20 protein-coding genes and 1 pseudogene are annotated in these 23,198 nt (G+C 64.0%); 15 read left to right on the top strand and 6 right to left on the bottom strand.

What is annotated here, in order from left to right; genetic code table 11:
• Window positions 1–32: 32 nt before the first annotated feature.
• The 6 genes and pseudogenes from clsB to BUS12_RS28930 form a co-directional block, all read left to right on the top strand.
• Window positions 33–1,217, top strand: a pseudogene (clsB, locus tag BUS12_RS28955) (cardiolipin synthase ClsB); the annotation flags it as partial.
• Between the two features lie 257 nt (window positions 1,218–1,474).
• Window positions 1,475–2,074, top strand: a complete 600-nt coding sequence (locus tag BUS12_RS28950; RefSeq protein WP_074300787.1) for a TetR/AcrR family transcriptional regulator — start codon at window positions 1,475–1,477, stop codon at window positions 2,072–2,074.
• Window positions 2,075–2,172: 98 nt separating this feature from the next.
• A complete protein-coding gene (locus BUS12_RS28945) occupies window positions 2,173–3,960 on the top strand; it encodes an acyl-CoA dehydrogenase C-terminal domain-containing protein (RefSeq protein ID WP_074300786.1) in 1,788 nt (595 codons plus the stop codon).
• 143 nt (window positions 3,961–4,103) lie between these two features.
• Window positions 4,104–6,539, top strand: coding sequence for a 3-hydroxyacyl-CoA dehydrogenase/enoyl-CoA hydratase family protein (locus tag BUS12_RS28940; RefSeq protein ID WP_074300785.1), 2,436 nt, complete (start codon window positions 4,104–4,106; stop codon window positions 6,537–6,539).
• 29 nt (window positions 6,540–6,568) lie between these two features.
• A complete protein-coding gene (locus tag BUS12_RS28935; RefSeq protein WP_074300784.1) occupies window positions 6,569–7,768 on the top strand; it encodes an acetyl-CoA C-acyltransferase in 1,200 nt (399 codons plus the stop codon).
• Between the two features lie 137 nt (window positions 7,769–7,905).
• Complete coding sequence (locus BUS12_RS28930; RefSeq protein WP_074301768.1) at window positions 7,906–8,676, top strand: enoyl-CoA hydratase; 771 nt, start codon at window positions 7,906–7,908, stop codon at window positions 8,674–8,676.
• A gap of 15 nt (window positions 8,677–8,691) precedes the next feature.
• Here BUS12_RS28930 and fdhD read toward each other — a convergent pair whose 3' ends face one another.
• The gene (fdhD, locus tag BUS12_RS28925) at window positions 8,692–9,513 is read right to left on the bottom strand and encodes a formate dehydrogenase accessory sulfurtransferase FdhD (protein ID WP_074300783.1); all 822 of its coding nucleotides are present in this window, start codon (window positions 9,511–9,513) and stop codon (window positions 8,692–8,694) included.
• A gap of 160 nt (window positions 9,514–9,673) precedes the next feature.
• On the opposite strand from fdhD, the gene BUS12_RS28920 reads away from it, so the two are divergent.
• The 4 genes from BUS12_RS28920 (at window position 9,674) to BUS12_RS28905 (ending at window position 14,672) form a co-directional block, all read left to right on the top strand.
• Window positions 9,674–10,150, top strand: coding sequence for a nitrate reductase associated protein (locus BUS12_RS28920; RefSeq protein WP_074300782.1), 477 nt, complete (start codon window positions 9,674–9,676; stop codon window positions 10,148–10,150).
• 185 nt (window positions 10,151–10,335) lie between these two features.
• Window positions 10,336–13,446 carry a sensor domain-containing protein gene (locus tag BUS12_RS28915; protein WP_074300781.1) on the top strand — a complete coding sequence of 1,037 codons (3,111 nt, stop codon included), beginning with the start codon at window positions 10,336–10,338 and terminating at the stop codon, window positions 13,444–13,446.
• A 111-nt stretch (window positions 13,447–13,557) separates the two neighbouring features.
• Window positions 13,558–14,148, top strand: a complete 591-nt coding sequence (locus BUS12_RS28910) for a helix-turn-helix domain-containing protein (protein WP_074300780.1) — start codon at window positions 13,558–13,560, stop codon at window positions 14,146–14,148.
• Window positions 14,145–14,672: a GNAT family N-acetyltransferase gene (locus BUS12_RS28905; RefSeq protein WP_074300779.1), complete on the top strand. Its 528-nt coding sequence runs from the start codon at window positions 14,145–14,147 to the stop codon at window positions 14,670–14,672. Before BUS12_RS28910 ends, BUS12_RS28905 begins: the two co-directional genes overlap by 4 nt.
• 73 nt (window positions 14,673–14,745) lie before the next feature.
• On the opposite strand, the gene BUS12_RS28900 is transcribed toward BUS12_RS28905, so the two are convergent.
• A complete protein-coding gene (locus BUS12_RS28900) occupies window positions 14,746–15,645 on the bottom strand; it encodes a class I SAM-dependent methyltransferase (RefSeq protein ID WP_074300778.1) in 900 nt (299 codons plus the stop codon).
• Window positions 15,646–15,971: 326 nt separating this feature from the next.
• Here BUS12_RS28900 and BUS12_RS28895 point away from each other — a divergent pair, with 326 nt between their 5' ends.
• The 3 genes from BUS12_RS28895 (at window position 15,972) to BUS12_RS28885 (ending at window position 17,403) form a co-directional block, all read left to right on the top strand.
• Window positions 15,972–16,220 carry a hypothetical protein gene (locus tag BUS12_RS28895; RefSeq protein ID WP_074300777.1) on the top strand — a complete coding sequence of 83 codons (249 nt, stop codon included), beginning with the start codon at window positions 15,972–15,974 and terminating at the stop codon, window positions 16,218–16,220.
• A 65-nt stretch (window positions 16,221–16,285) separates the two neighbouring features.
• Window positions 16,286–16,840: a GNAT family N-acetyltransferase gene (locus BUS12_RS28890; protein ID WP_074300776.1), complete on the top strand. Its 555-nt coding sequence runs from the start codon at window positions 16,286–16,288 to the stop codon at window positions 16,838–16,840.
• On the top strand, window positions 16,837–17,403 hold the full coding sequence (locus BUS12_RS28885; RefSeq protein WP_074300775.1) for a GNAT family N-acetyltransferase: 567 nt from the start codon (window positions 16,837–16,839) through the stop codon (window positions 17,401–17,403). The genes BUS12_RS28890 and BUS12_RS28885 overlap by 4 nt, the downstream gene beginning before the upstream one ends.
• 34 nt (window positions 17,404–17,437) lie before the next feature.
• Here BUS12_RS28885 and BUS12_RS28880 read toward each other — a convergent pair whose 3' ends face one another.
• A complete protein-coding gene (locus tag BUS12_RS28880; RefSeq protein ID WP_074301767.1) occupies window positions 17,438–17,944 on the bottom strand; it encodes a cupin domain-containing protein in 507 nt (168 codons plus the stop codon).
• Between the two features lie 186 nt (window positions 17,945–18,130).
• Between BUS12_RS28880 and BUS12_RS28875 the strand changes: the two genes are divergently transcribed.
• Window positions 18,131–18,682 (top strand): GNAT family N-acetyltransferase, encoded by a 552-nt coding sequence (locus tag BUS12_RS28875; protein WP_074300774.1) that lies wholly within the window; start codon window positions 18,131–18,133, stop codon window positions 18,680–18,682.
• Window positions 18,683–18,687: 5 nt separating this feature from the next.
• Here BUS12_RS28875 and BUS12_RS28870 read toward each other — a convergent pair whose 3' ends face one another.
• A complete protein-coding gene (locus tag BUS12_RS28870; protein WP_074301766.1) occupies window positions 18,688–19,083 on the bottom strand; it encodes an acyl-CoA thioesterase in 396 nt (131 codons plus the stop codon).
• Between the two features lie 262 nt (window positions 19,084–19,345).
• Between BUS12_RS28870 and BUS12_RS28865 the strand changes: the two genes are divergently transcribed.
• The gene (locus BUS12_RS28865) at window positions 19,346–21,238 is read left to right on the top strand and encodes an ABCB family ABC transporter ATP-binding protein/permease (RefSeq protein WP_074300773.1); all 1,893 of its coding nucleotides are present in this window, start codon (window positions 19,346–19,348) and stop codon (window positions 21,236–21,238) included.
• A gap of 9 nt (window positions 21,239–21,247) precedes the next feature.
• Here the strand turns inward: BUS12_RS28865 and murU are convergent, their stop codons facing one another.
• Together murU and BUS12_RS28855 are read right to left on the bottom strand one after the other, a co-directional pair.
• A complete protein-coding gene (gene murU / locus BUS12_RS28860) occupies window positions 21,248–21,979 on the bottom strand; it encodes an N-acetylmuramate alpha-1-phosphate uridylyltransferase MurU (protein WP_074300772.1) in 732 nt (243 codons plus the stop codon).
• 12 nt (window positions 21,980–21,991) lie between these two features.
• The gene (locus BUS12_RS28855; RefSeq protein ID WP_074300771.1) at window positions 21,992–23,050 is read right to left on the bottom strand and encodes an aminoglycoside phosphotransferase family protein; all 1,059 of its coding nucleotides are present in this window, start codon (window positions 23,048–23,050) and stop codon (window positions 21,992–21,994) included.
• Window positions 23,051–23,198 lie beyond the last annotated feature (148 nt).

The following is a 23,198-nucleotide window of genomic DNA, read 5'->3' as shown; positions in this document are numbered from 1 at the left end:
AAACCCTGTTCGGTCGCCGTTACTGGTCGAAATACCGCTTTACCGCCGGTAACGAAGTCCGACTGTTTCGCTCCGGCGAGGGGTTCTTTGCCTCGCTGATCGAGCGCATCGACGCGGCCGGGAAAGACGTCGTTCTCGAAACCTACATCTTCTGCAACGACAGCGCCGGCCAGGCCGTCAGCGCCGCCTTGCTGCGCGCGGCCGATCGGGGCGTACGCGTGCGCGTGATTACCGACGGCATCGGCACTGCGCGTCTCGCGCTCTTCAACGACTGGCCGACGCGCGGCGTCGAGCACCGGATCTACAACCCGCATCTGTTCGGCCGCTTCGGCTTCTCGCGCACGCATCGCAAGCTGGCGGTAGTCGACGACCAGGTGGCCTGGTGCGGCGGCATCAATATCGTCGACGATTACGAGAACGACGGCGTGCGCCTGCCGTATCGCCGCTGGGACTTCGCGGTCGAATTGCAGGGGCCGGTGGTTGCCGACGTGCGCGAGGCGTTCGAGGTGCAGTGGCATCGCATCCGCTTCGGGCATCGTCCGGTGGAATCGCTGCAACCCGATTTCGCCCTCAAGGACGATACGAGCCCCAGCGCGCCGGCCCGTGGCCGCAACCGCAGCACCGACCTGCGTGGCGCGGGCGAACCGGCGGTGGCCTTCGTGGCGCGCGACAACCTGATCAACCGCCGCGCCATCGAGAAGGCCTACCTCACCGCGATTGGCCAGGCGCGTGCCGAGGTGCTGCTCGCCAATCCCTACTTCATGCCGGGCCGCAAGCTGCGCCGCGCGCTGACGTTTGCGGCGCGACGCGGGGTCGACGTGAAGCTCATCATTGGACGCAAGGAGTTCGCCGCGCTCGACTACGCCGTGCCGTTCCTTTACCGCTCGCTGCTGAAAGCCGGCGTGAAGATCGCCGAGTACGAAAAGACCATGCTGCACGGCAAGGTCGCGGTGGTCGATTCGAACTGGGGGACGGTGGGCTCGTCGAACCTCGATGCGCTAAGCCTGATGCTCAACAACGAGGCCAACGTCGTGCTGGTGATGGATCCGCAGATCGACGCGTTGCGCGAGGCGATTCTTACGGCGTTCGACGAGTCGCGCCGGATCGATCTGGCGCACTACGAAGCGCGTCCGGCGGGCGAGCGCCTGCTGAACTGGCTGGCCTACAACACCTACCGCGTCGTGATGAAACTGCTCACCGTGGGCGGCTACGACTAAGCTGCGAAGCGGCGCTCCCCGCCGTCCGGATAAACCCGGTCTTGCATCGAATCCCGGCGTCACCAGATGAGCCAGATCAAACCGGGAAGGCAAACGCCTCTAAAAAATCTCCCTCGTCCGATTGACGTATGACGCAAAATTGATGCTCCGGTTAGAAACCGGTTTCTAATAAAGTCCTTGTTTCGCGGACGGCAGCACTCAATAATAGTACGGCCGTTCGATTTTTCTTTCGGTCACATAAGAACGGTAAAACAGCTATGCGAAAAGGCGAACAAACGCGAGCCGCGATTCTCGAAGCAGCACTTGATCTGGCAAGCCGCGACGGACTGGAAGGTCTGACGATTGGGCTGCTGGCCGAGCGCATGCAGATGAGCAAGAGCGGCGTGTTTGCGCACTTCGGGTCGCGCGAGGACTTGCAGGTTGAAGTGGTGCGCGAATATCACCGTCGTTTCGAAGACGAGGTGTTTTTCCCGAGTCTGCGTGAGCCGCGCGGCTTGCCGCGTTTGCGCGCAATGATCTCCCGCTGGATTGAGAAGCGCATCCAGGAAGTCACCACCGGATGCATCTACATCAGCGGTGCGGTCGAGTACGACGACCGTGCGGACAACCCGGTGCGCGAGCAACTGGTGTCGAGCGTGACGATCTGGCGTGCTGCGCTCACCCGGGCCATTTCGCAGTCGATGGAAGAGGGGCATCTGCGTGCGGACACGAACCCGCAACTGATGCTGTTCGAACTGTACAGCTTCACGCTCGGCCTGCATCACGACGCACGCTTCCTGCACTTACCGGATGCCGTGCCGCTGACGTGGGCCGCGCTCGAAAAATTGATTGTTTCGTATCAGAGCGAAAGCCGTTAGCAAGGCGGCCGGATCCGGCGGATCCAGCGGCGCTAAAAGGTCCGAACCCGGGGCCGAAAGCTGACGGCCTGGCTTCTTGTCAAACTTTGGAGAGAGTCATGGGACAGTACGCCGCGCCACTGCGCGACATGCAATTCGTGTTGCACGAGCTGCTTAACGTCGAAGCCGAAATCAAGCAGATGCCGAAGCACGCGGATCTCGACGCCGACACGATCAATGCGGTCCTCGAAGAGGCCGGCAAGTTCTGCTCCGAAGTGCTGTTCCCGCTGAATCAAAGCGGCGACCAGGAAGGCTGCACGTACGTCGGCGACGGCGTCGTGACCACGCCGAAGGGCTTCAAGGAAGCCTACAGGCAATACGTCGAAGCCGGCTGGCCCGCGCTTGGCTGCGATCCGGAATATGGCGGTCAAGGCCTGCCTGCATTCGTCAACAATGCTCTGTACGAAATGCTTAATTCGGCTAACCAGGCGTGGACGATGTATCCGGGCCTGTCGCACGGCGCGTATGAATGCCTGCATGCGCACGGCACGCCGGAATTGCAGCAGCGCTACCTGCCGAAGCTGGTCGCGGGTGTGTGGACCGGCACAATGTGTCTGACCGAGCCGCACTGCGGCACGGACCTCGGCATCCTGCGCACCAAGGCCGAACCGAACAGCGACGGCTCCTACTCGATCAGCGGCACGAAGATTTTCATCTCCAGCGGCGAACACGATCTCGCGGAGAACATCGTTCACCTGGTACTCGCGCGTCTGCCGGATGCGCCGATGGGCACCAAGGGCATCTCGCTCTTCATCGTGCCGAAGTTCGTGCCGAACGAAGCCGGCGAGCCGGGCGAGCGCAACACGGTCAAGTGCGGCTCCATTGAACACAAGATGGGCATTCACGGCAACGCCACTGCCGTGATCAATCTCGACAACGCGAAGGGCTGGCTGGTCGGCGAGCCGAACAAGGGCTTGAACGCCATGTTCGTGATGATGAACGCCGCGCGTCTGGGCGTCGGCATGCAGAGCCTGGGCCTGACCGAAGTCGCTTATCAGAACTCGCTCACGTACGCGAAAGAGCGTCTGCAGATGCGTTCGCTGACCGGCCCGAAGGCGCCGGAGAAAGCGGCTGACCCGATCATCGTGCATCCGGACGTGCGCCGCATGCTGCTCACGCAGAAGGCCTACGCCGAGGCCGCACGTGCGTTCTCGTACTGGTCCGCGCTGCACATCGACAAAGAGCTGTCGCATGAGGAAGAGTCGGTGCGCAAGGACGCGGCCGACCTCGTCGCGCTGCTCACGCCGATCCTGAAGGCGTTCCTCTCGGACAACGCGTTCGAAAGCACCAACCACGCCATGCAGATCTACGGCGGCCACGGCTTCATCGCCGAGTGGGGCATGGAGCAGTACGTGCGCGACGCCCGCATCAACATGATCTACGAAGGCACCAACGCCATTCAGGCGCTCGACCTGCTGGGCCGCAAGATCCTCGGCGACATGGGCGCGAAGATGAAGAAGTTCGGCAAGCTGGTGACGGATTTCGTCGAAGCCGAAGGCATCAAGCCGGAAATGCAGGAGTTCATCAACCCGCTCGCGGACATCGGCGACAAGGTGCAGAAGCTGACCATGGAACTCGGCATGAAGGCCATGCAGAATCCGGACGAAGTCGGCGCAGCCGCTGTGCCGTATCTGCGTACCGTCGGTCACCTGGTGTTCTCGTACTTCTGGGCCCGCATGGCACGTATCGCACTGGACAAGGAAGCGTCCGGCGATCCGTTCTACAAGGCCAAGCTCGCCACCGCGCGCTTCTACTTCGCCAAGCTGCTGCCGGAAACGGCCATGACGATTCGCCAGGCACGCGCCGGCTCGAAGTCGCTGATGGACGTCGAAGAGTCGCTGTTCTAAAGCCACCTCACGGCGGCGCCACGCATGTTCGACACGCGTGGCGCCGCCGCCAGCCTCACATACATTGCGAAGCCCGCGTGTATCCCACGCGAAACCCCCGCAAACATAACGCGACACCCGCATAACTCCCCCGGAGGAACGACGTGAGCAATCTGATCATTCGCAAGGTAGCCGTACTCGGCGCCGGCGTGATGGGCGCGCAGATCGCCGCGCACCTGATCAACGCCAAGGTGCCCGTGCTGCTGTTCGACCTGCCCGCCAAGGAAGGCCCGAAGAATGCGATCGCGCTGAAGGCGATCGAGAATCTGAAGAAGCTGTCGCCGGCGCCGTTCGGCGTGAAGGACGACGCGCAGTACATCCAGCCCGCCAATTACGACGACGACATCGAGAAGCTCGCCGAATGCGACCTCGTGATCGAAGCGATCGCCGAACGGATGGACTGGAAGCACGACCTGTACAAGAAGGTCTCGCCGCATATCGCGCCGAACGCGATCTTCGCGACCAACACGTCGGGTCTGTCGATCACCGAGCTGTCGCAAGGTTTCTCGGACGAACTGAAGGCGCGCTTTTGCGGCGTGCACTTCTTCAATCCGCCGCGCTACATGCATCTGGTCGAACTGATTCCCACCGCCACGACACGCCCGGAAATTCTCGATCAGCTCGAGTCGTTCCTGACGAGCGTGGTCGGCAAGGGTGTCGTGCGCGCGAAAGATACGCCGAACTTCATCGCCAACCGCGTCGGGATTTTCTCGATCCTCGCCGTCATCACCGAAGCCGCAAAGTTCGGTCTGCGTTTCGACGAAGTGGACGACCTGACCGGCTCGCGTCTGGGCCGCGCGAAGTCCGCGACGTTCCGTACTGCTGACGTAGTCGGTCTCGACACGATGGCGCACGTCATCAAGACGATGCAGGACACGCTGAAGGACGATCCGTTCTTCCCGGTCTACGAAACGCCGGCTGTGCTGGCCGAACTGGTGAAGAAGGGCGCGCTCGGTCAGAAGACCGGCGGCGGTTTCTACAAGAAGGAAGGCAAGGCGATCAAGGTACTCGATCCGAAGACGGGCGAGTACGTCGACGGTGGCGCCAAGGCCGACGAACTGGTGGGCCGCATCCTCAAGCGCCCGCCGGCAGAGCGTCTGAAGCTGTTGCGCGAATCGGAGCATCCGCAGGCGCAGTTCCTGTGGTCGATTTTCCGCGACGTGTATCACTACATCGGCGTGCATCTGGAATCGATCGCCGACAACGCGCGCGACGTCGATCTGGCTATCCGTTGGGGCTTCGGCTGGAACGAAGGTCCGTTCGAAGGCTGGCAGACGGCGGGCTGGAAGCAGATCGCCGAGTGGGTGCAGGAAGACATCGCGGCCGGCAAGGCGCTGTCGAACGCGCCGCTGCCTTCGTGGGTACTCGAAGGTGCGGTTGCCGAGAAGGGCGGCGTGCATACGAACGAAGGTTCGTGGTCGCCGGCTTCGCAGCGCTTCGTGCCGCGCTCGTCGCTGTCCGTGTACGAGAAGCAGGTGTTCCGTGCGCCGCTGGTCGGCGAAACGGGCGCCGATCCGAAGACCTACGGCAAGACGCTGTTCGAAACGGATGCGGTGCGCGCATGGGTCGACGACCGTGCCGGCGAGAACGACGTCCTGATCGTCTCGTTCAAGAGCAAGATGAATACGATCGGACCGTCGGTGATCGACGGCCTGACGCAGGCGATCGAACTCGCCGAGAAGGACTACAAGGGCCTGGTGGTGTGGCAACCCACGTCGCTGAAGCTCGGCACGCCGGGCGGGCCGTTCTCGGCCGGCGCAAACCTCGAAGAAGCGATGCCCGCCTTCATGATGGGCGGCGCGAAGGGCATCGAGCCGTTCGTGCAGAAATTCCAGCAGGGCATGCTGCGCGTGAAGTACGCCAACGTGCCGGTGATCGCGGCCGTGTCGGGCATCGCGCTCGGCGGCGGTTGCGAGCTGGCGCTGCATAGCGCGAAGCGCGTGGCGCACATCGAGAGCTACCTGGGCCTGGTGGAAGTGGGCGTGGGTCTGGTGCCCGCGGGCGGCGGTCTGAAGGAAGCGGCACTGCGTGCGGCAGAAGCGGCCACCGCGGCCGGTGCGACCAACGACCTGCTGAAGTTCGTGCAGAAGTCGTTCGAAAACGCGGCGATGGCGAAGGTCTCGGCCTCCGCACTCGACGCTCGCGCCATGGGCTATCTGAAGCCGTCCGACACGATCGTCTTCAACGTGTTCGAACTGCTCGACGTCGCGAAGAAGGAAGCGCGTGCGCTGTCCGCTGCGGGGTATCGTCCGCCGCTGCGTGTGACGCAGGTGCCGGTGGCGGGCCGTTCGGCGATTGCGACGATCAAGGCTTCGCTCGTCAACATGCGCGATGGCCGTTTCATCAGCGAGCACGATTTCCTGATCGCGAGCCGCATTGCTGAAGCGGTGTGCGGTGGCGATGTCGAAGCCGGCAGCCTGGTGGATGAAGAGTGGCTGCTGAAACTCGAGCGCCGTGCGTTTGTCGACCTGCTCGGCACGCAAAAGACGCAGGAACGGATCATGGGCATGCTGCAAACCGGCAAGCCGGTGCGTAACTAACGCGCGACGAGCAAATTGAGGAGCCTCAAATGACAAAGCAATTGCAAGACGCATACATCGTCGCCGCGAGCCGCACGCCGATCGGCAAGGCGCCGCGCGGCATGTTCAAGAACACGCGCCCCGACGAACTGCTGGTGCACGCGATCAAGTCGGCCGTGGCGCAAGTGCCGGGTCTCGACACCAAGGTGATCGAAGACGCCATCATCGGCTGCGCGATTCCGGAAGCGGAACAGGGCCTCAACGTGGCGCGCATGGGCGCGCTGCTCGCCGGTCTGCCGAATACGGTGGGCGGCGTCACGGTGAACCGTTTCTGCGCGTCGGGCCTGACGGCGCTGGCGATGGCCGCCGACCGCATTCGCGTCGGCGAATCGGACGCAATGATCGCCGGCGGCTGCGAATCGATGAGCATGGTGCCGATGATGGGCAACAAGCCGTCGATGTCGCCGCACATCTTCGATCGCAGCGAAGACTTCGGCATCGCCTACGGCATGGGCCTGACGGCGGAGAAGGTCGCCGAGCGCTGGAAGATCAGCCGCGAAGCGCAAGACGCGTTCTCGGTCGAATCGCACCGCCGCGCGATCGCCGCGCAGCAGGCCGGCGAGTTCAACGACGAAATCGCCGCCTACACGATCACCGAGCGCTTCCCCGATCTCGCCACCGGCGAAGTCAAGGTTAAGACGCGCGAGATCGCGCTCGACGAAGGTCCGCGCGCGGATACGTCGCTCGAAGGTCTCGCCAAGCTGCGTACCGTGTTCGCCAACAAGGGTTCGGTGACGGCCGGCAACAGCTCGCAGACCTCGGACGGCGCGGGCGCGCTGATCGTCGTGTCGGAAAAGATGCTCAAGGAATTCAACCTGACGCCGCTCGCGCGTTTCGTCAGCTTCGCCGTGCGCGGCGTGCCGCCGGAAATCATGGGCATCGGTCCGAAGGAAGCGATTCCGGCTGCGTTGAAGGCCGCGGGTCTGAAGCAGGAAGACCTCGACTGGATCGAACTGAACGAAGCTTTTGCCGCCCAGTCGCTGGCGGTGATTCAGGACCTCGGTCTGGATCCGTCGAAGATCAACCCGCTCGGCGGCGCGATCGCGCTGGGTCACCCGCTCGGTGCGACGGGCGCGATTCGTGCATCGACGGTGGTGCACGGCCTGCGTCGCCGTAACTACAAGTACGGCATGATCACCATGTGCGTCGGTACGGGCATGGGCGCAGCGGGCATCATCGAGCGTCTGTAAGCGCGTGGCCGCCGTGGTCCGCTCTGGACGCCCGAAAGGACACCCGTGAGGAGCGCAGAACGGTTCGCCGGCCGCGAGGCTTGCGAACCGTTTTTCCATTCAGCGAAGTACGCAGCATCGAGCAGCACAACGAGGAGATGACAATGGATATTCTGGTCGAGCGCGCCAACGGCGTGCTGACGATTGCCTTCAACCGGCCCGACAAGAAGAACGCGATTACGGCCGCCATGTACCAGACGATGGCCGATGCGCTGGTCGAAGCCCAGGGCGATGCGACGGTCCGCGCCATCCTGATTCGCGGCAGCGTGGGGATTTTCAGCGCCGGCAACGATCTGGAAGACTTCATGAAGAGCCCGCCGATGGGCGAGAACGCGCCGGTGTTCCAGTTCCTGCGCGCCATCAGCGCGGCGGAAAAGCCGGTGGTGGCGTCGGTGGCGGGCGCGGCGGTGGGCATCGGCACCACGCTGTTGCTGCATTGCGATCTGGTCTACGCCGCCGACACGGCGACCTTCTCGCTGCCGTTCTCGCAGCTTGGGCTGTGCCCGGAAGCGGCGTCGAGCCTGCTGTTGCAGCGTGTGGCGGGCTATCAGGCCGCTGCTGAAAAGCTGCTGCTGGGCGAGGCTTTCGACGCGCGTGAGGCGCAGCGGATGGGCTTCGTGAACCGCCTGCTGCCGGTTGCGGAAGTGGATGCCTTTGCGCTGGCGCAGGCTTCGAAACTGGCGGCGTTGCCGGCATCGTCGCTGCGCGTCACCAAGTCGCTGATGAAGCGTGCGAGCCACCATGAACTGCAAACGCAGATGACCGAGGAAGCGCTGCACTTCGGCAAGATGCTGCTCGCGCCGGAAGCGCGCGAGGCGTTCAAGGCGTTCTTCGAGAAGCGCAAGCCGGATTTCCGGCAATTCGATTGAGGTTGGCGGGGCGGTTCACACCGTCTCGTAGTCGACGTAACCCGCTTCGCGGCAGAAGCTCACCAGCCGCACGCCGGCCTGCCGCGCAATCGAAATCGCCAGCGACGACGGCGCCGAGATGGTCGCCAGCATCGGCACGCCGACGCGCGCGGCCTTGCGCACCAGTTCATAGCTCGCGCGGCTCGACAGGAACACGAAGCCGTCGCGCGTATCGGCACGGTCGAGCACCAGTTGGCCGATCAGCTTGTCCAGCGCGTTATGACGGCCGACGTCCTCGTACGCGAGGCGGATCGCGCCTGTCGCATCGCACCATGCCGCCGCGTGCAGGCCACCGGTCAGCCGGGTCAGCGCCTGGTGTTCCGGCAACGCGCGCGCGGCGTGGGCGATCGCATCCGGTGCGAGCCGCTCGAGAAAACCGGTATCCGGCACGCGCTCCGGTTTCAGGTCCAGCAAATCGATGCTTTCGATGCCGCACACGCCGCAGCCGGTCCGACCGGCGAGTGCCCGACGCTTTTCCTTCAGTGCGACAAACGCCTGTTGCACGACCTGCAATTGCACTTCAGCATGCGGCAATTCGCCGCCATGCAACACGACCTCGATGTCCTGAATGTCGCTGCTGCGCTCGACAATCCCTTCCGAAATCGCGAATCCCACCGCGAACGCCTCCAGATCGCGCGGGGTGCACATCATCACCGCATGCGAAATACCGTTGAAGACGAGCGCCACGGGCCATTCCTGACCGACATGATCGGTCACGGTTTCCACCGCGGCGCCGCGATGCCGGCGCACCTGACGCTCGACAGTACCCGGCTGTCCGGCCGTTTCCAGTTCGTTCACACTCTGACTCCTTTAACCTTGCGCTGCGCGCGTGCGTCCCAAGCGAGGCCAGGCCGGGCCGGGCCGCCGTCGCGCGAATAAGGTTCTAAAATACCTCAAGCCGGCATTGCGTGTTGCCTGGCATTCAAGCGCAGCAAGAAGCATCGACGAGGACACTGTCATGGGACTGAACGAAGCACCCCTCCTGTTCGACTTCGAAGTCGAGTCGTCGGAGGATCTCACCTATATCCCGATGGCCGTACGTTTCAATCTCGACCGCTTCGGCCTGCGCATCTCGCTGGCCCAATGGCAGATGCTGCCGCACGAAGACCGCAAGCTGCTGGCGCGTTTTCCGGTCGAGGAAGACGCTGCCATCGAGCCGAATTTCGATCACGCGCTGTTCGAAATGCTGCGCACCCATGCCAATGTGGAACCGGACTGGTTCACCCCCGAAGACGCGCCGGCGTGGCGTCGCGCGGATGCGGTGCCGGACGGGGTGCTGCAGCAGTCGCGTCTCGCTGGCCTGCACGCTCCCAGCGCGGACCAATGGTCGCAACTCGCCCCGTTCAAACGCTATGTGCTTGCCAAGCTGTCGCGTAAGCCGGAAGCGAATCACGACTTTGTGCCCGCCATGAGGGAATTCGGGTTGGCCGGGTAGATCTGGCGCAACTATTTTCGCCCTTGGCCCTCAAGCTGTTCCGACCGCTGCCGTTAACCATGGGTTGGCGCGTAAAAGACCCAAAGACCGGGCGGATGCAGGAAGATGCACGTGCAACACGACGCATCGAAAGCGGACGACCCAGAGCGCGCTCCCGCCCGCAGAACGACTGACGTTCGGAACCCATGACTCCTTTCCTATCGAGGCGGCTGCTGATCAATCTGGCAGTCGTCGCCGCGGCGGTCGGCGCGAACGCGTTCGTCGCCTACACGCAGATCCGCGGCCAGCGCGACGCCGACGTGCGTACCCTGCGCTCGACCGACATCCGCCAGAATCTCGACGCCTATCGCGCCACGCTCGACGACGGCCTGGCGGCGCTGGGGCGCTTCGAGGCGACGGGCCGCCCGGAGCCGGCCGACGCCGCCTCGACGATGACGGCGTCGCTCGCCGGACTGGAGCGCACACTGGCCGCCGAGCTCGCCGACCAGCCGTCGATGGCCGCCTCGCTGGGCAACCTGAGCCGTGAGAGCCGCGGTCTGCAAGATGACATCGAGGCCGCGCTGGTGCGGGCGCAGGCCAGCGCGCCCGACGAATCGCGCGCCTGGGCGGCGTCGGCCTATACGCGGCTGGGGATGCAACTGGGCCGGGTGGAAGCCGCGCTGACGACCTTGCGGCAGCAGGAGAATCACGCGCTGCAGGTGTCGCTGGTGGAGTCGACCCGGCAGACCCAGCGCGCCATGCTGCTGCTGATCGTCACCATGCTGGCGGGCAGTTCGCTGCTGATCTACACCTTCGGCGCCCGCGAGAGCGCGGCACGCGAACGGCTGCGGGTCGCCAAGGCCTTGCGGCGCCACGACGAGCGCTTTCGCGGCCTGTTCGACACCCACCCGGTGCCGATGTACATCTTCGATCGCGAAACGCTGCGCTTTCTCGCGGTCAATACCGCCGCTACCCAGCAATACGGCTATTCGGAGAGCGAGTTCCTCGCCATGACGATCCGCGCGATCCGGCCGAGCGGCGAGATCGGCCGCCTCGAATCGCATCTCTCGCGCAGCGAAGGCGGCCCCATGCAGGGCCGCATCATGGCGGGCGTGTGGCATCACCGGCGCAAGGACGGCTCGACCATCAGCGCCGACATTTCGTACCACTACCTGACCTACCTGGGCCGTCCGGCGACGTTCGTGCTGGCCGACGACGTCACCGAGCAGATCAACGCAGAAGCCGAGGCGCAGCGCTCGAACCAGATGCTTGAGACGGTGATCGACAATATCCCGCAGCGCATTTTCTGGAAGGATCAGGACTCGCGCTATCTCGGCTGCAACATGGCGTTCGCGCGCGATGCGGGGCTGGCTTATCCCGAGCAGGTGGTGGGCAAGACCGATCACGATCTGCCCTGGCGCGCGCTCGCCGACGAGGTCCGGGCGCACGACGTCGAGGTGGTCAGCACCGGCGTGCCGAAGATGAACTTCGAGGTCGATCTGATGATCGACGGCGTGCATCGCACCACCGTGACGAGCAAGCTGCCGTTTACCGATAGCGACGGCCGGGTGATCGGCGTGCTCGGCTCCTATACGGACATCACCGAGCGCAAGCGCGCCGACCTCGCGCTGCGCCTGCAAAGCCGCGCGCTCGATGCGAGCGTCAACGCCATTTTGATCACCGGGCCGACCGCGGCCGGCAATCTGATCGAATACGTCAATCCGGCGTTCAAGCGCATCACGGGCTACGACGCGGCCGAGGTGATCGGTCAGGACTGCCGGCTGTTGCAACGCGACGACCGCGATCAGGAAGGGATCGCCTTGATCCGCCAGTCGCTGGCCGCCAATCGCGAAGTGAGCGCGGTGCTGCGCAACTACCGTAAAGACGGCGCGCTGTTCTGGAACCAGCTCTTCATCGCGCCGGTGCCGAATCCGGATGGCGCGACGACGCATCACATCGGCGTCATCAACGACGTCACTGACTTGATCCGCTATCAGGAGCAGCTCGAGTATCAGGCGAACTACGACAGCCTCACCCGCCTGCCGAACCGCAATCTGCTGCGCGACCGTCTGCAGCATGCGTTGATCGTGGCGAAGCGCCATCAGAAGGGCGTCGCGGTCGTGTTCATGGATCTGGACGGCTTCAAGAACGTCAACGACAGCCTCGGGCACAGCGTCGGCGACCGCTTGCTGAGCGTCGTCGCCGAGCGGCTCGCGCGCTGCGCGCGGGCGAGCGACACGGTGGCGCGTCATGGCGGCGACGAGTTCGTGGTCGTGATGACCGATATCGTCGACGAGCAGTCGCTGATTGCGTGGATGGAGCGCGTCAGGGCGTCGATCTCGGAGCCGGTGTGGCTCGACGGCACGGAGCTGTACGTGGGCTGCAGCATGGGCGCGAGCCTGTTCCCACAGGATGGCGAGGATGCCGAAACGCTGATGAAGAAGGCCGATCTCGCGATGTACCGCGCGAAGGACATGGGCCGCAACAACTTCCAGTTCTACCAGCCGGAGATGAATGCGAGCGCCGGCGCGCGGCTGAATCTCGAACGCCGTCTGCGGCGCGCCTTGCGCGACAACGAGTTCCTGCTGCACTACCAGCCCCAGGTGGATATCGTGACCGGACAGATCGTCGGCATGGAGGCGCTGGTGCGCTGGCGCGATCCGGAAGTGGGACTGATCCCGCCGTCGTCGTTCATTCCGGTGGCGGAGGAGTGCGGGTTGATCGGGCCGCTCTCCGAGTGGGTGCTGCGCGAGGCGTGCCGGCAAAACAAGGCCTGGCAGGATGAGGGCTTGCCGCCGGCGCGGGTGTCGGTGAACCTGTCGGCGCGGCAGTTCCAGCAGCACGATATCGCCAAGCTGGTGACCCAGGTGCTCGAGGAGACCGGGCTCGAGCCGCAGTATCTCGAACTTGAGCTCACCGAAAGCACCATCATGCGCAACGCCGAGGAAGCGGTGCTGATGCTCAACGCGTTGCACGCGCTGGGGATTGGCCTTGCCATCGACGATTTCGGCACCGGCTATTCGAGCCTCAGCTACCTGAAGCGCTTCCCGGTGGACCGCCTGAAGATCGACCGCTCGTTTGTGTCGGATATCGGCGTCTCGGGCGACGACGAGACCATCACTTCGGCGATCATCGCGCTCGCGCATTCGCTGAAATTGCAGGTAATTGCCGAAGGCGTGGAGACCTCCGCGCAGCTCGATTTTCTCAAGGAGCGCGCCTGCGACGAAATGCAGGGCTTCTTCTTTTCCAGACCGATGCCGCGCGACGCCATTCCGGGTTTGCTGCAGGGCGGGGCGGCGGCGATGGTGGTGGCATAGCGCGGGCACTTCATTTCGCTTCGCGGAAGGCGCGCCGCGGGTCGAGGGTTTCTTTCCCGGTCGCGGCAAAATTCTAGTTTACTGGATTTTTGTTCTAGTAAACTGGATTTCATGGACATCAACAACCGAATCGCCAGCCGGGTGCGCGAGCTTCGCGACGCCCAGGGCTTCTCCCTCGACACGCTGGCCGAACGCAGCGGCGTGAGCCGGTCCACCATTTCGCTGATCGAACGCGGCCAGAGCAGCCCGACGGCTACCGTGCTCGACAAGCTCGCCACCGCGCTGGCCGTCACGCTTGCGTCGCTGTTCGAAGACAGTGCCACGCCGGCCGCCGTTTCTTCGCCGATGGCGCGCGCCGCCGAGCAGCCGGTATGGACCGATCCGACCTCCGGGTACGTGCGTCGCAATCTGTCGCCTGCGGCACGTTCGCCTATCCAGTTGGTGGAGGTCAGATTCCCGCCCGGCCAGCAGGTCGCTTACGACACGAGCGCCCGTGACGCCGAGATTCACCAGCAGGTCTGGATGATCGAAGGCGTGATGGAGATGACGGTGGGCGAGGTGCACTGGCGGCTGGAAACGGGCGACTGCCTCACCATGCGCCTCGACTGTCCCATTGTGTTTCGCAACCCCACTCGCGAGTCGGCGCGCTATCTGGTGGCGCTGGTCACCGTACCGCTGCCGCAGACAAGGAGAAACGGATGAGTGAAGAAGTCAGCGTACGGCGGATCGGCGCAAATGAAGCCGTCGCCTGCGTGGAGGCATTGGCGGATGTGCTGATCGATTGCGTCGAAGGCGGCGCCTCGGTGAGCTTCATGTTGCCGCTGCCGCGTGACAAAGCGCTGGCGTTCTGGCGCGGCGTCGCCGAGGGCGTGGTGCGCAACGAGCGGGTGCTGCTGATCGCGGAAACGCGCGAAGGCGAGATACTCGGCACCGTGCAGTTGATCACCGCGCAGCCGGACAATCAGCCGCACCGGGCGGATATCGCCAAGATGCTGGTGTCGCGCAAGGCGCGGCGGCGCGGTATTGCGCAGCAGTTGATGGTGGCCGTGGACGCGGTGGCGCGTGAGGAAGGCAAGACCGTGCTGGTGCTGGATACAGTGACGGGCGGCGACGCCGAGCGCCTGTACGAGCGCGCCGGTTGGCAGCGTGCCGGGACGGTGCCGAAATATGCGCTGATGCCCGATGGCGAGTTCTGCGCCACGACGTTTTACTACAAGCATCTGTGACGCGGAAAGCGGAATCAGGCCCGGCGTTTTTGCGGACGCCGGGCCTGATGGTTTGCAACGTGAGGCGTGCTGATTAGACCTTGTACCCGCTGACCATGTACATCAGCGCGCCACCCGCGAACGTCAAACGGCGACTTTCTATTAGCTCTGGCAACTGTGCCTGGTCGCGTTCGAATTGCAGCCAGACTTCGTCGAAGCGTGCGGGGTCGCCGCCACCCTTGCAGAACAGTTCGAAGGTCTCCGCGCGTGCAGCGGAATCGGTGGCGCTCCAGTCCTGCATGGCCTCCAGAAGCGCGCGTTGTCCGGGTTGCTCGTACGGCGGGTAGAGCGGCATGGCATTGTCCGAAAGCCTGACGTCGATATCCCGAAGTGCTTCACCGGCAAACAGGCCGGGCAGCAATCCGCCCACCGAATGATCGCCTTGCCGCAATGCCCGGCGTCCGCGCTCCACTGCAAGCTGAAAGCCGAAGCTCGCCATGGCCTGCTCGAGGGTCTGCTCGTCGCTGCACGAGCTTCGGCTCGTGCATGCACCCAGGTTGTCAGGCTCGACACACAGCAGCAAGCCACCGGGCGCGAGCACGCGCACCATTTCGCCTAACGCCTGGGCTGCGTCGGGCACATGGATCAGCACGGTCTGACAGGTGACGAAATCGAAGCTGGCGTCGGCGAACGGCAGCGCCATGGCATCGCCGGGCAGGACGCGTGCATCGATATCGTGGTCCCGCAACTGCGCTAACCACGGCGGATTCGCCTGCAACCACTTTGGGTCTGGGTCGACCGCAGTGAGTTGGGTGCCGGGCGTGAGAAAAGGGGCGATGGCGCGGCTCCAGTGACCGACGCCGCAACCTACATCGAGTACGCGGCGGCGCGACTGAAAATCGAGCCGCGCTGCGCAGAGCGACAGGAAATCGCTATTCCACCAGAAGTCGCGGTAAGCGCCGAAATGGGCTTCCGAGTGTCCTGCTTCGTTCATGATCCGTAATCCTTGAAGACATACGCCCACTCCTACGCAACGTCAGCGTTGACGTGCGAAATGAAAATGGACGAAGAAAATCCGAGCGTGCACAAGCGCACCGCGGATTGCGGTGCGTGGCTTCCTATGCGGGAGCGAACGCTCGGATCAAGGTCGGATCATGGTTTCCTCAGGCGACTCGCGCGACTGTATATCGACGATAAACTTTGGACAAGGCGCGGGAGCTTCTAGTCTTGCCCGATGGCCGAGTCTTTGCGACCGTTGCCTTCGCGTCAAAGATCGGCTATCTATAAGCACCGTCTCGCCGTCGCAAAGGAGCCTGATCGATGAAGCATGCTGGACCCGCAGCCCTGGACACGCTCGCCGATCTGATCGCCTCAATACGCGAGCGTAGCGAGCTCAAGGAGACGCGCCCAGGTGTTTTTTATCGCAAGGGCAAGGCGTTTCTGCATTTCCACGAGGACGCAGCCGGCCTCTTCGCCGACATGCGGGTGAGCGCGGAATGGGAGCGCTTTCGCGTATCCGAAGCCGATGAGCGCGCAACCTTCCTCGCGACCGTGGAACGAAGCTTGTGACGCATGCATGCCGCATGCACCGTACCGACACCGAGCTTTAGTAAAGCCGTCAACGAGCATTTCTAATGAGAATCGATTTTCCGCCGGACTCCGGCTACCCTGGCATCGCGCTGCGGCAACTCGAGCGGACGGATGGGCCGGCATGGTTCGACTACCTCTCGATCCCCGACGTGGTTGAACACACCAGTTGGAATCTGCATTGCGCCGCGGACCTGGTGCCGATGTTCGACGCGCTCGAATCGAGCGCGCCCACGTCGATGCGCCGCATGGCGATCGTCGATCAGGCGCGCGGCGATCTGGTCGGAACGATCGGTTTTCATACGGTGTCGGACGTGAACCGCAGCGCCGAGATCGCCTATGATCTCGCGCCGGCTTACTGGGGACGCGGCATCGCGAGCGCGGTGTGCGCCGCGGTCACGGCATGGGCGTTCTCGCACGAAGGCTGGGTGCGTGTGCAAGCCACCGTGCTTGAAACGAACCTGCGCTCCGACGCCGTCCTGAAGACATGCGGTTACGGCTATGAAGGCCTGCTGCGCGCCTACCGGATGGTGCGCGGCACCCCCGGCAACTTCAGGATGTATGCTCGCGTGAACGAAGGCACAGGAGCCTCAGCCAATTGACCCCTCCCGATTTTCCCGCCGACGGCATCGTCACCGAGCGCGTGCGGCTCTCCACCGCGAGCCGTGCGGACGCCGAAGCGTTGCTCGCGTTCCAGATCGAGAACCGCGCCCATTTGCATCCCTGGGAGCCGTTGCGCGCCGACGAGTTCTTCACCTTGCCGGCGGCCGAGCAACGTCTTGCCGTGATGGAGCAGCAGATGACTCACGGCTCGGCGCTGCATCTGCTGCTGCGGGGCCGGCTCACCGGCACGGTGCTGGGCGAATGCAACTTTACGAACATCGTGCGTGGGCCCTTTCAGGCCTGTTTTCTGGGGTTTTCGATCGGCGGCCGCTACGAAGGGCGCGGCTTGATGCACGAGGCGCTTAGCGCCGCAATCGATCACGTGTTCAGCCAGTACCGCTTGCATCGGATCATGGCCAATCACCGTCCGGAGAATCTGCGCAGCGGCAAGCTGCTGACGAAGCTCGGCTTCGAGCGCGAAGGCCTCGCGCGGGCCTATCTGAAGATCAATGGCGAGTGGGCCGATCACGTGCTGACGTCCCGCATCAATCCGCGAGACTGAATGGGCGGACCGCAACGGCCGCCTGCTGCTTGCCTCAGGTCGGCCCGGTTGTATCGACGTTGTCCCAGTACTCCATCCGCGCGGACTTCCTGTAGCTCTCGCCCATCAGCCTGACGCTGACGCGTCCCGAGTCGGGGAACACCACCACGTCGTGCGCTTGCGGATTGCCGAACACCAGATAGCGGCACGGCTGCGACGTGTGATTGTGCAAGGCATGCCCCACGGCCTGGCCGGCGGGAAAGCAGACGTACTGCCCCGCGGACATCACATGCGATTGCGCGCCGAGCCGTAGCGTGAGACTGCCTTCGAGGATCAACACGTGCTCCTCTTCGAGCATGTGATAGTGGAGCTGGTTGGCCTGCTTGCCCGGCGGCAACACTTCCATCGACACGCTCACCTGCGAGCCGCCGCCGAACGAACTGAGATGCTGGAAACTCATGCCGAAGCGCTCGCCGTGCTCGAACACTTCGAGCGGCACTTCGCTGATGGCGAACGGTTCGAATACGCCGTCCGCATTGGCTGAAGAGGATTTTTGATTCAACGCCACACTCCCATTCCGGATGGACAGGTTGAACGCGCGAAACCGGTTGGCAAACTTGCCCGCTTGCGCGATGGCGACGATTCTCTCGCATTCGCGCGATTCGTGCCGGACGGCGGTCGCGCCGACTCGTTGCGCGGGCGCCCATGTAGAATTGCCGCTCGCATTTCCCACTCCACCAGGTGCCCGATGAGCGACTTCCCCACGCTCGAAACCGACCGGCTGTTGCTGCGCGAACTCGTCGCCGACGACGCGCCCGCGCTGTTTGCGATTCACGGCGACGCGCCGGCTATGCGCTGGTACGGCGCCGATCCGATGATCGACGTCCGGCAAGCGCGGAAGCTGATCGAAATTTTTGCCGGATGGCGCCAGTCGCCGAACCCGGGTGTGCGCTGGGGGATTCAACGCAAGTCCGACGCGTCGCTGATCGGCTCGTGCGGGCTGTTCAAATGGAACCGCGGCTGGCAGACCTGTACCGTCGGCTATGAACTGGCGCGGCCGGCGCGAGGCGCGGGTTTGATGGCCGAGGCCTTGTCGGCTGCGCTTGCGTGGGGTTTCGAAGAGATGAAGCTGCACCGGATCGACGCGCAGATTCATCCGGACAATGCCGCGTCACTCAAACTGGCGCGCGGACTCGGCTTCGTTCAGGAGGGACGGGCGCGCGAAGCCGGCTATTGGCAGGGCGAGCGTCACGACCTGCTGCAGTTCGGCTTGCTGCGCGGGGACTGGGCGCGGACGTAAGGGGTTCAGTCGAGCGCCGGCAGGGCACGCGGACGGCGGTCGCTATCCGTGGCGACATAGGTCAGCGTCGCTTCCGTGACCTTCACCACTTCTTCCGCGAGGCTCATGCGCTGCGCGTACACGGTGACTTCGATGGTGACCGAGGTATTGCCGGTCTTGACGATGTCCGCGTAAAAGCTCAGCAGATCGCCGACGAACACCGGTTGCTTGAACACGAACGAATTGACCGCGATGGTGGCGACGCGGCCGTTCGCGCGCCGGCTTGCGGGGATCGACCCGGCGATATCGACCTGCGCCATGATCCAGCCGCCGAACACGTCGCCATGGACATTGGCGTCGGACGGTTGCGGCACGACGCGCAGCGCACACGATTTTTGCGGGAGTTGAAGTTGATCGGTCATCGGGGCACCCATTGGAAACGGATTGGCTCGGCGAGCAGGCGGGTTCTTCACGACAACATTGCGACCGGCAACCGGCCAGCCCATGAAAAGCGGCGCCAGCCGGCTTCTGCGACAATAGAAAGATCAGGAATTGTACGGGAAAGCGCCCAGCCGGGTTGCGCGCCACTCTGCCTGCCGCCGGCCTGGCCGGCAGCGGACCAGCGTTGGCGGCACCCCATGCTGCTGCCTCCGTCTTTTCCGCCCCCACCCTCAGCAGACCCCCATGCGCCGCTATTCCGCCCCCACCGAACCCTCGCCGATCTCGACCCAGCCGCGCAACGACTGGCAGACGATCGTCTCGCTGCTGCCCTATCTCGCCACCTATAAGGGGCGGGTCGCGCTCGCGCTCACTTGCTTGATCGGCGCGAAGGTCGCCAATCTCGGCGTGCCGATCGTGATGAAACACATCGTCGATGGCTTGGCATCGGTGCGGCATCTGACGGCGCTAGGCCGTGCGGATCACTCGCCGGGCATCGTGCTGCTGGGTGGCGTCGGCTTGCTGGTGGTGGCCTATGCGGTGGTGCGGCTGTCCACGTCGCTGTTCACCGAGTTGCGCGAAATCCTCTTCTCGAAGGTCACGCAGAGCGCCGTGCGCCAGCTTGCGCTCAAGGTGTTCCGTCATCTGCATGGACTGTCGCTGCGCTTTCACCTCGACCGGCAGACGGGCGGCATGTCGCGCGACATCGAACGCGGCACGCGCGGCATTACGCAGCTCATTTCGTATTCGCTCTACAGCATCCTGCCGACGCTGGTCGAAGTGGGCCTCGTGCTCGGCTTCTTCGTCATCAAGTACGAGGCGTACTACGCGATCGTCACGTTCGTGGCGCTCGCCGTGTACATCGTCTTCACCGTGAAACTGACCGAGTGGCGCACGCATTTCCGCCGCACGATGAACGACCTCGATTCGCGCGCCAACTCGCGCGCGATCGATTCGCTGCTCAACTACGAGACGGTCAAGTATTTCGGCAACGAGGAATGGGAAGCGCAGCGCTACGACGAGAACCTGAAACGCTATCGGGCCGCGGCGATCAAGTCGCAGAACTCGCTGTCCGTGCTGAACTTCGGCCAGCAGGCGATCATCGGCACGGGGCTCGTTTTTATCCTGTGGCGTGCGACCCAGGGCGTGATGGCGGGGCGGCTCACGCTCGGCGATCTGGTGCTGATCAATACCTTCATGCTGCAGCTCTACATTCCGCTGAATTTTCTCGGCGTGGTGTATCGCGAACTGAAGCAGAGCCTGACCGACATGGACCGCATGTTCTCGCTGCTCGGCGCGCCGCAAGAGGTCCCGGACGAGCCCGATGCGCAGGACCTCGTCGTGAGCGGGGCGCAAGTGCGCTTCGAGCATGTCAATTTTTCTTATGAGCCGGCACGGCAGATCCTGCACGATGTGAGCTTCACGATACCCGCCGGTACCACGACCGCAGTGGTCGGCCATAGCGGCTCGGGCAAGTCGACGCTCGCGCGCCTGATGTTCCGCTTCTACGATCTGGAGCGGGAGACGGGCGGCGCGATCACGATCGACGGCCAGGATATCCGCGACGTAACGCAGGATTCGCTGCGGGCGTCGATCGGCATCGTGCCGCAGGATACGGTGCTGTTCAACGACTCGATCTACTACAACATCGCCTATGGCCGCCCGTCGGCGACGCGCGACGAAGTGATCGCGGCGGCGCGCGCCGCGCACATTCACGACTTCATTGAAGGCTTGCCGAAGGGCTACGACACGGCGGTCGGCGAGCGTGGACTGAAGTTGTCGGGCGGCGAGAAACAGCGCGTGGCGATTGCCCGTACGATCCTGAAAAATCCGCCCATTCTGCTGTTCGACGAAGCGACCTCCGCTCTCGACTCACGTTCGGAGCGCGCGATCCAGCATGAACTCGATCAGATCGCCCGCGAGCGCACTACGCTGATCATTGCGCACCGGCTGTCGACGGTGGTGCACGCGCAGCAGATCATCGTGATGGACAAGGGGCGCATCGTCGAGCGCGGCACGCATGCGGAGCTGCTGCGCGCCGGCGGCCTGTTCTCGCAGATGTGGGCGCTGCAGCAGCAACGCGCAGCGCAAGCGGAGGAGGTGCCGGAGGGGGCAGTGGCACATGAGGACAGCCACTAGCCGTTAAGGTCACGACGACCGCGCGGCAGCCGCGAGCCTTAAACGCTCATCCAACACCTGCAGTTGCTCGGGCGTGCCGACGTTCTCCCACAAGCCGTCATATCTCTCGCCGCTCGCCAGCCCACGCGCGATGGTGTCCCGATAGTAAGGCGTCAGCGCGCGCCGCGTGCCGCGCGGCAAGGCGCGAAACATGCGGGTGTCATAGAGCGCAATGCTGCCGAACGTCAGGCGCGGCAGTGCGTCGCCCGACACGACGCCATCCACCAGGCCGAAATCGCCCGCCGGATGAAACGGCGGATTCGGCACCATCACCAGATGCATGCCCGGCTCGGGCCGCGCAGCAAGCCGCCCGGCCTGCGCATGCAATACCGCGTAATCGAAATCGGCATATACGTCGCCGGCCACGCCGAGAAAGATCTCGCTGCTGGCGCCGTCTTCCAGCAGCGGGAGCGCCTGCGCAATTCCGCCGGCCGTTTCCAGCGCCTCCTGCTCGGGCGAATAGCGGAGTTCCACGCCCCAGCGCGAACCGTCGCCGAGCGCCGCTTCAATGCGCTCGCCGAGCCATGCGTGATTGATCACGATGGTTCGGAATCCCGCAAGCGCCAGCCGTTCGATCTGCCACACGATCAGCGGCTTGCCGCCGGCCTCGAGCAGCGGCTTCGGGGTGTGGTCCGTCAGCGGACGCATGCGCTCGCCGCGCCCGGCGGCAAAAATCATGGCTTTGGTCAGAGACATCGTCATCGTGGCCAGTGCTCAGAACGTATAGCCGACTTCGGCGGCACGGCCTTCCAGCTCGTCGAGCAGCTTCGCGAACGGCGCCAGCGGCCGGTAACGCCCGGCGACCTTGCGCGCATAACCGATGAAACGCGGCAGGTCTTTCATGTAATGCGGCTTGTGGTCCCGGTAGTTGATCCGGCAGAACAGGCCCAGCACCTTGATGTGCCGCTGCAGGCCCATCCATTCGAGTTGCCGGTAGAACTCGCCGAAATCGGCGTCGACCGGCAGGCCGGCCTTTCTGGCGCGCTCCCAGTAGTACACGAAGCAGTCGAGCTCGAACTCTTCGTCCCAGCTCAGGAACGCGTCGCGCAACAGCGAGGCCACGTCGTACGTAATCGGTCCATAGACCGCGTCCTGGAAGTCGAGCACGCCCGGGTTCGCGGGATTGGGCTCGGCCATCAGCATCAGGTTGCGCGGCATGAAATCGCGCAGCATGAAGACCTGCGGCTGCGCTCGCGCGCTGGCGATCAACAGCGCAAACGTGCGGTCGAGCAGTCCGCGGGTCTTGTCGTCCATCTCGCGGCCCAGATGGCGGCCGATGAACCACTCCGGCAGCAACTCCATTTCCCGGCGCAGGAAGGCTTCGTCGAACGGCGGCAGCACGTCCGGTTTTGAGGCGAGCTGCCAGCGGATCAGGGCATCGAGCGCGTCGCGCATCAAGCCGCGCGCGTTGTCCGGGTTCAGCGCGTTGAGGTAAACCGTGGTGCCCAGGTCGGTGACGAGCATGAAGCCGGCCTCGTAGTCGACCTCCAGCACGCGCGGCACATTCACTCCGGCCGCGCTCAACAACTGCGCGATCTGCACAAATTCGCGGCACTTTTCCGGCGGCGGCGCATCGACGGCGATCAGTGTCGTGCCGGCGGCGTCTTCCGCTTCCTTACCGTCCAGCCGGAAATAACGGCGGAAACTGGCGTCGCTGGACGCGGGGACCAGCGTCGCAAGGTCGAGCGCATAACGGTTCGCGTGACTGTGCAGCCAGGCGGTGAGCAGTTGCAGGCGGGTGTCGGGGGCGTGGGAAGCAGGGGGCAGCGTCATGAAAACCGGAAGGCAAATTCAGGGGGGCAACGTCTTGCCATATAATACCCCACGACTTTTTTGACGCGACTCACGCTGGCTTTCGCTCATCCCGCCTTACCGCCCGCCTCATCGTTCGACCGGTTGTCAATATGGATTGATGGGTAGT

It is taken from the genome of Paraburkholderia phenazinium (assembly GCF_900142845.1).
Classification (GTDB): domain Bacteria; phylum Pseudomonadota; class Gammaproteobacteria; order Burkholderiales; family Burkholderiaceae; genus Paraburkholderia; species Paraburkholderia phenazinium_A.
Note: the sequence above shows the minus strand (reverse complement) of the source record. Positions and strands in the feature narration are given on the sequence as shown.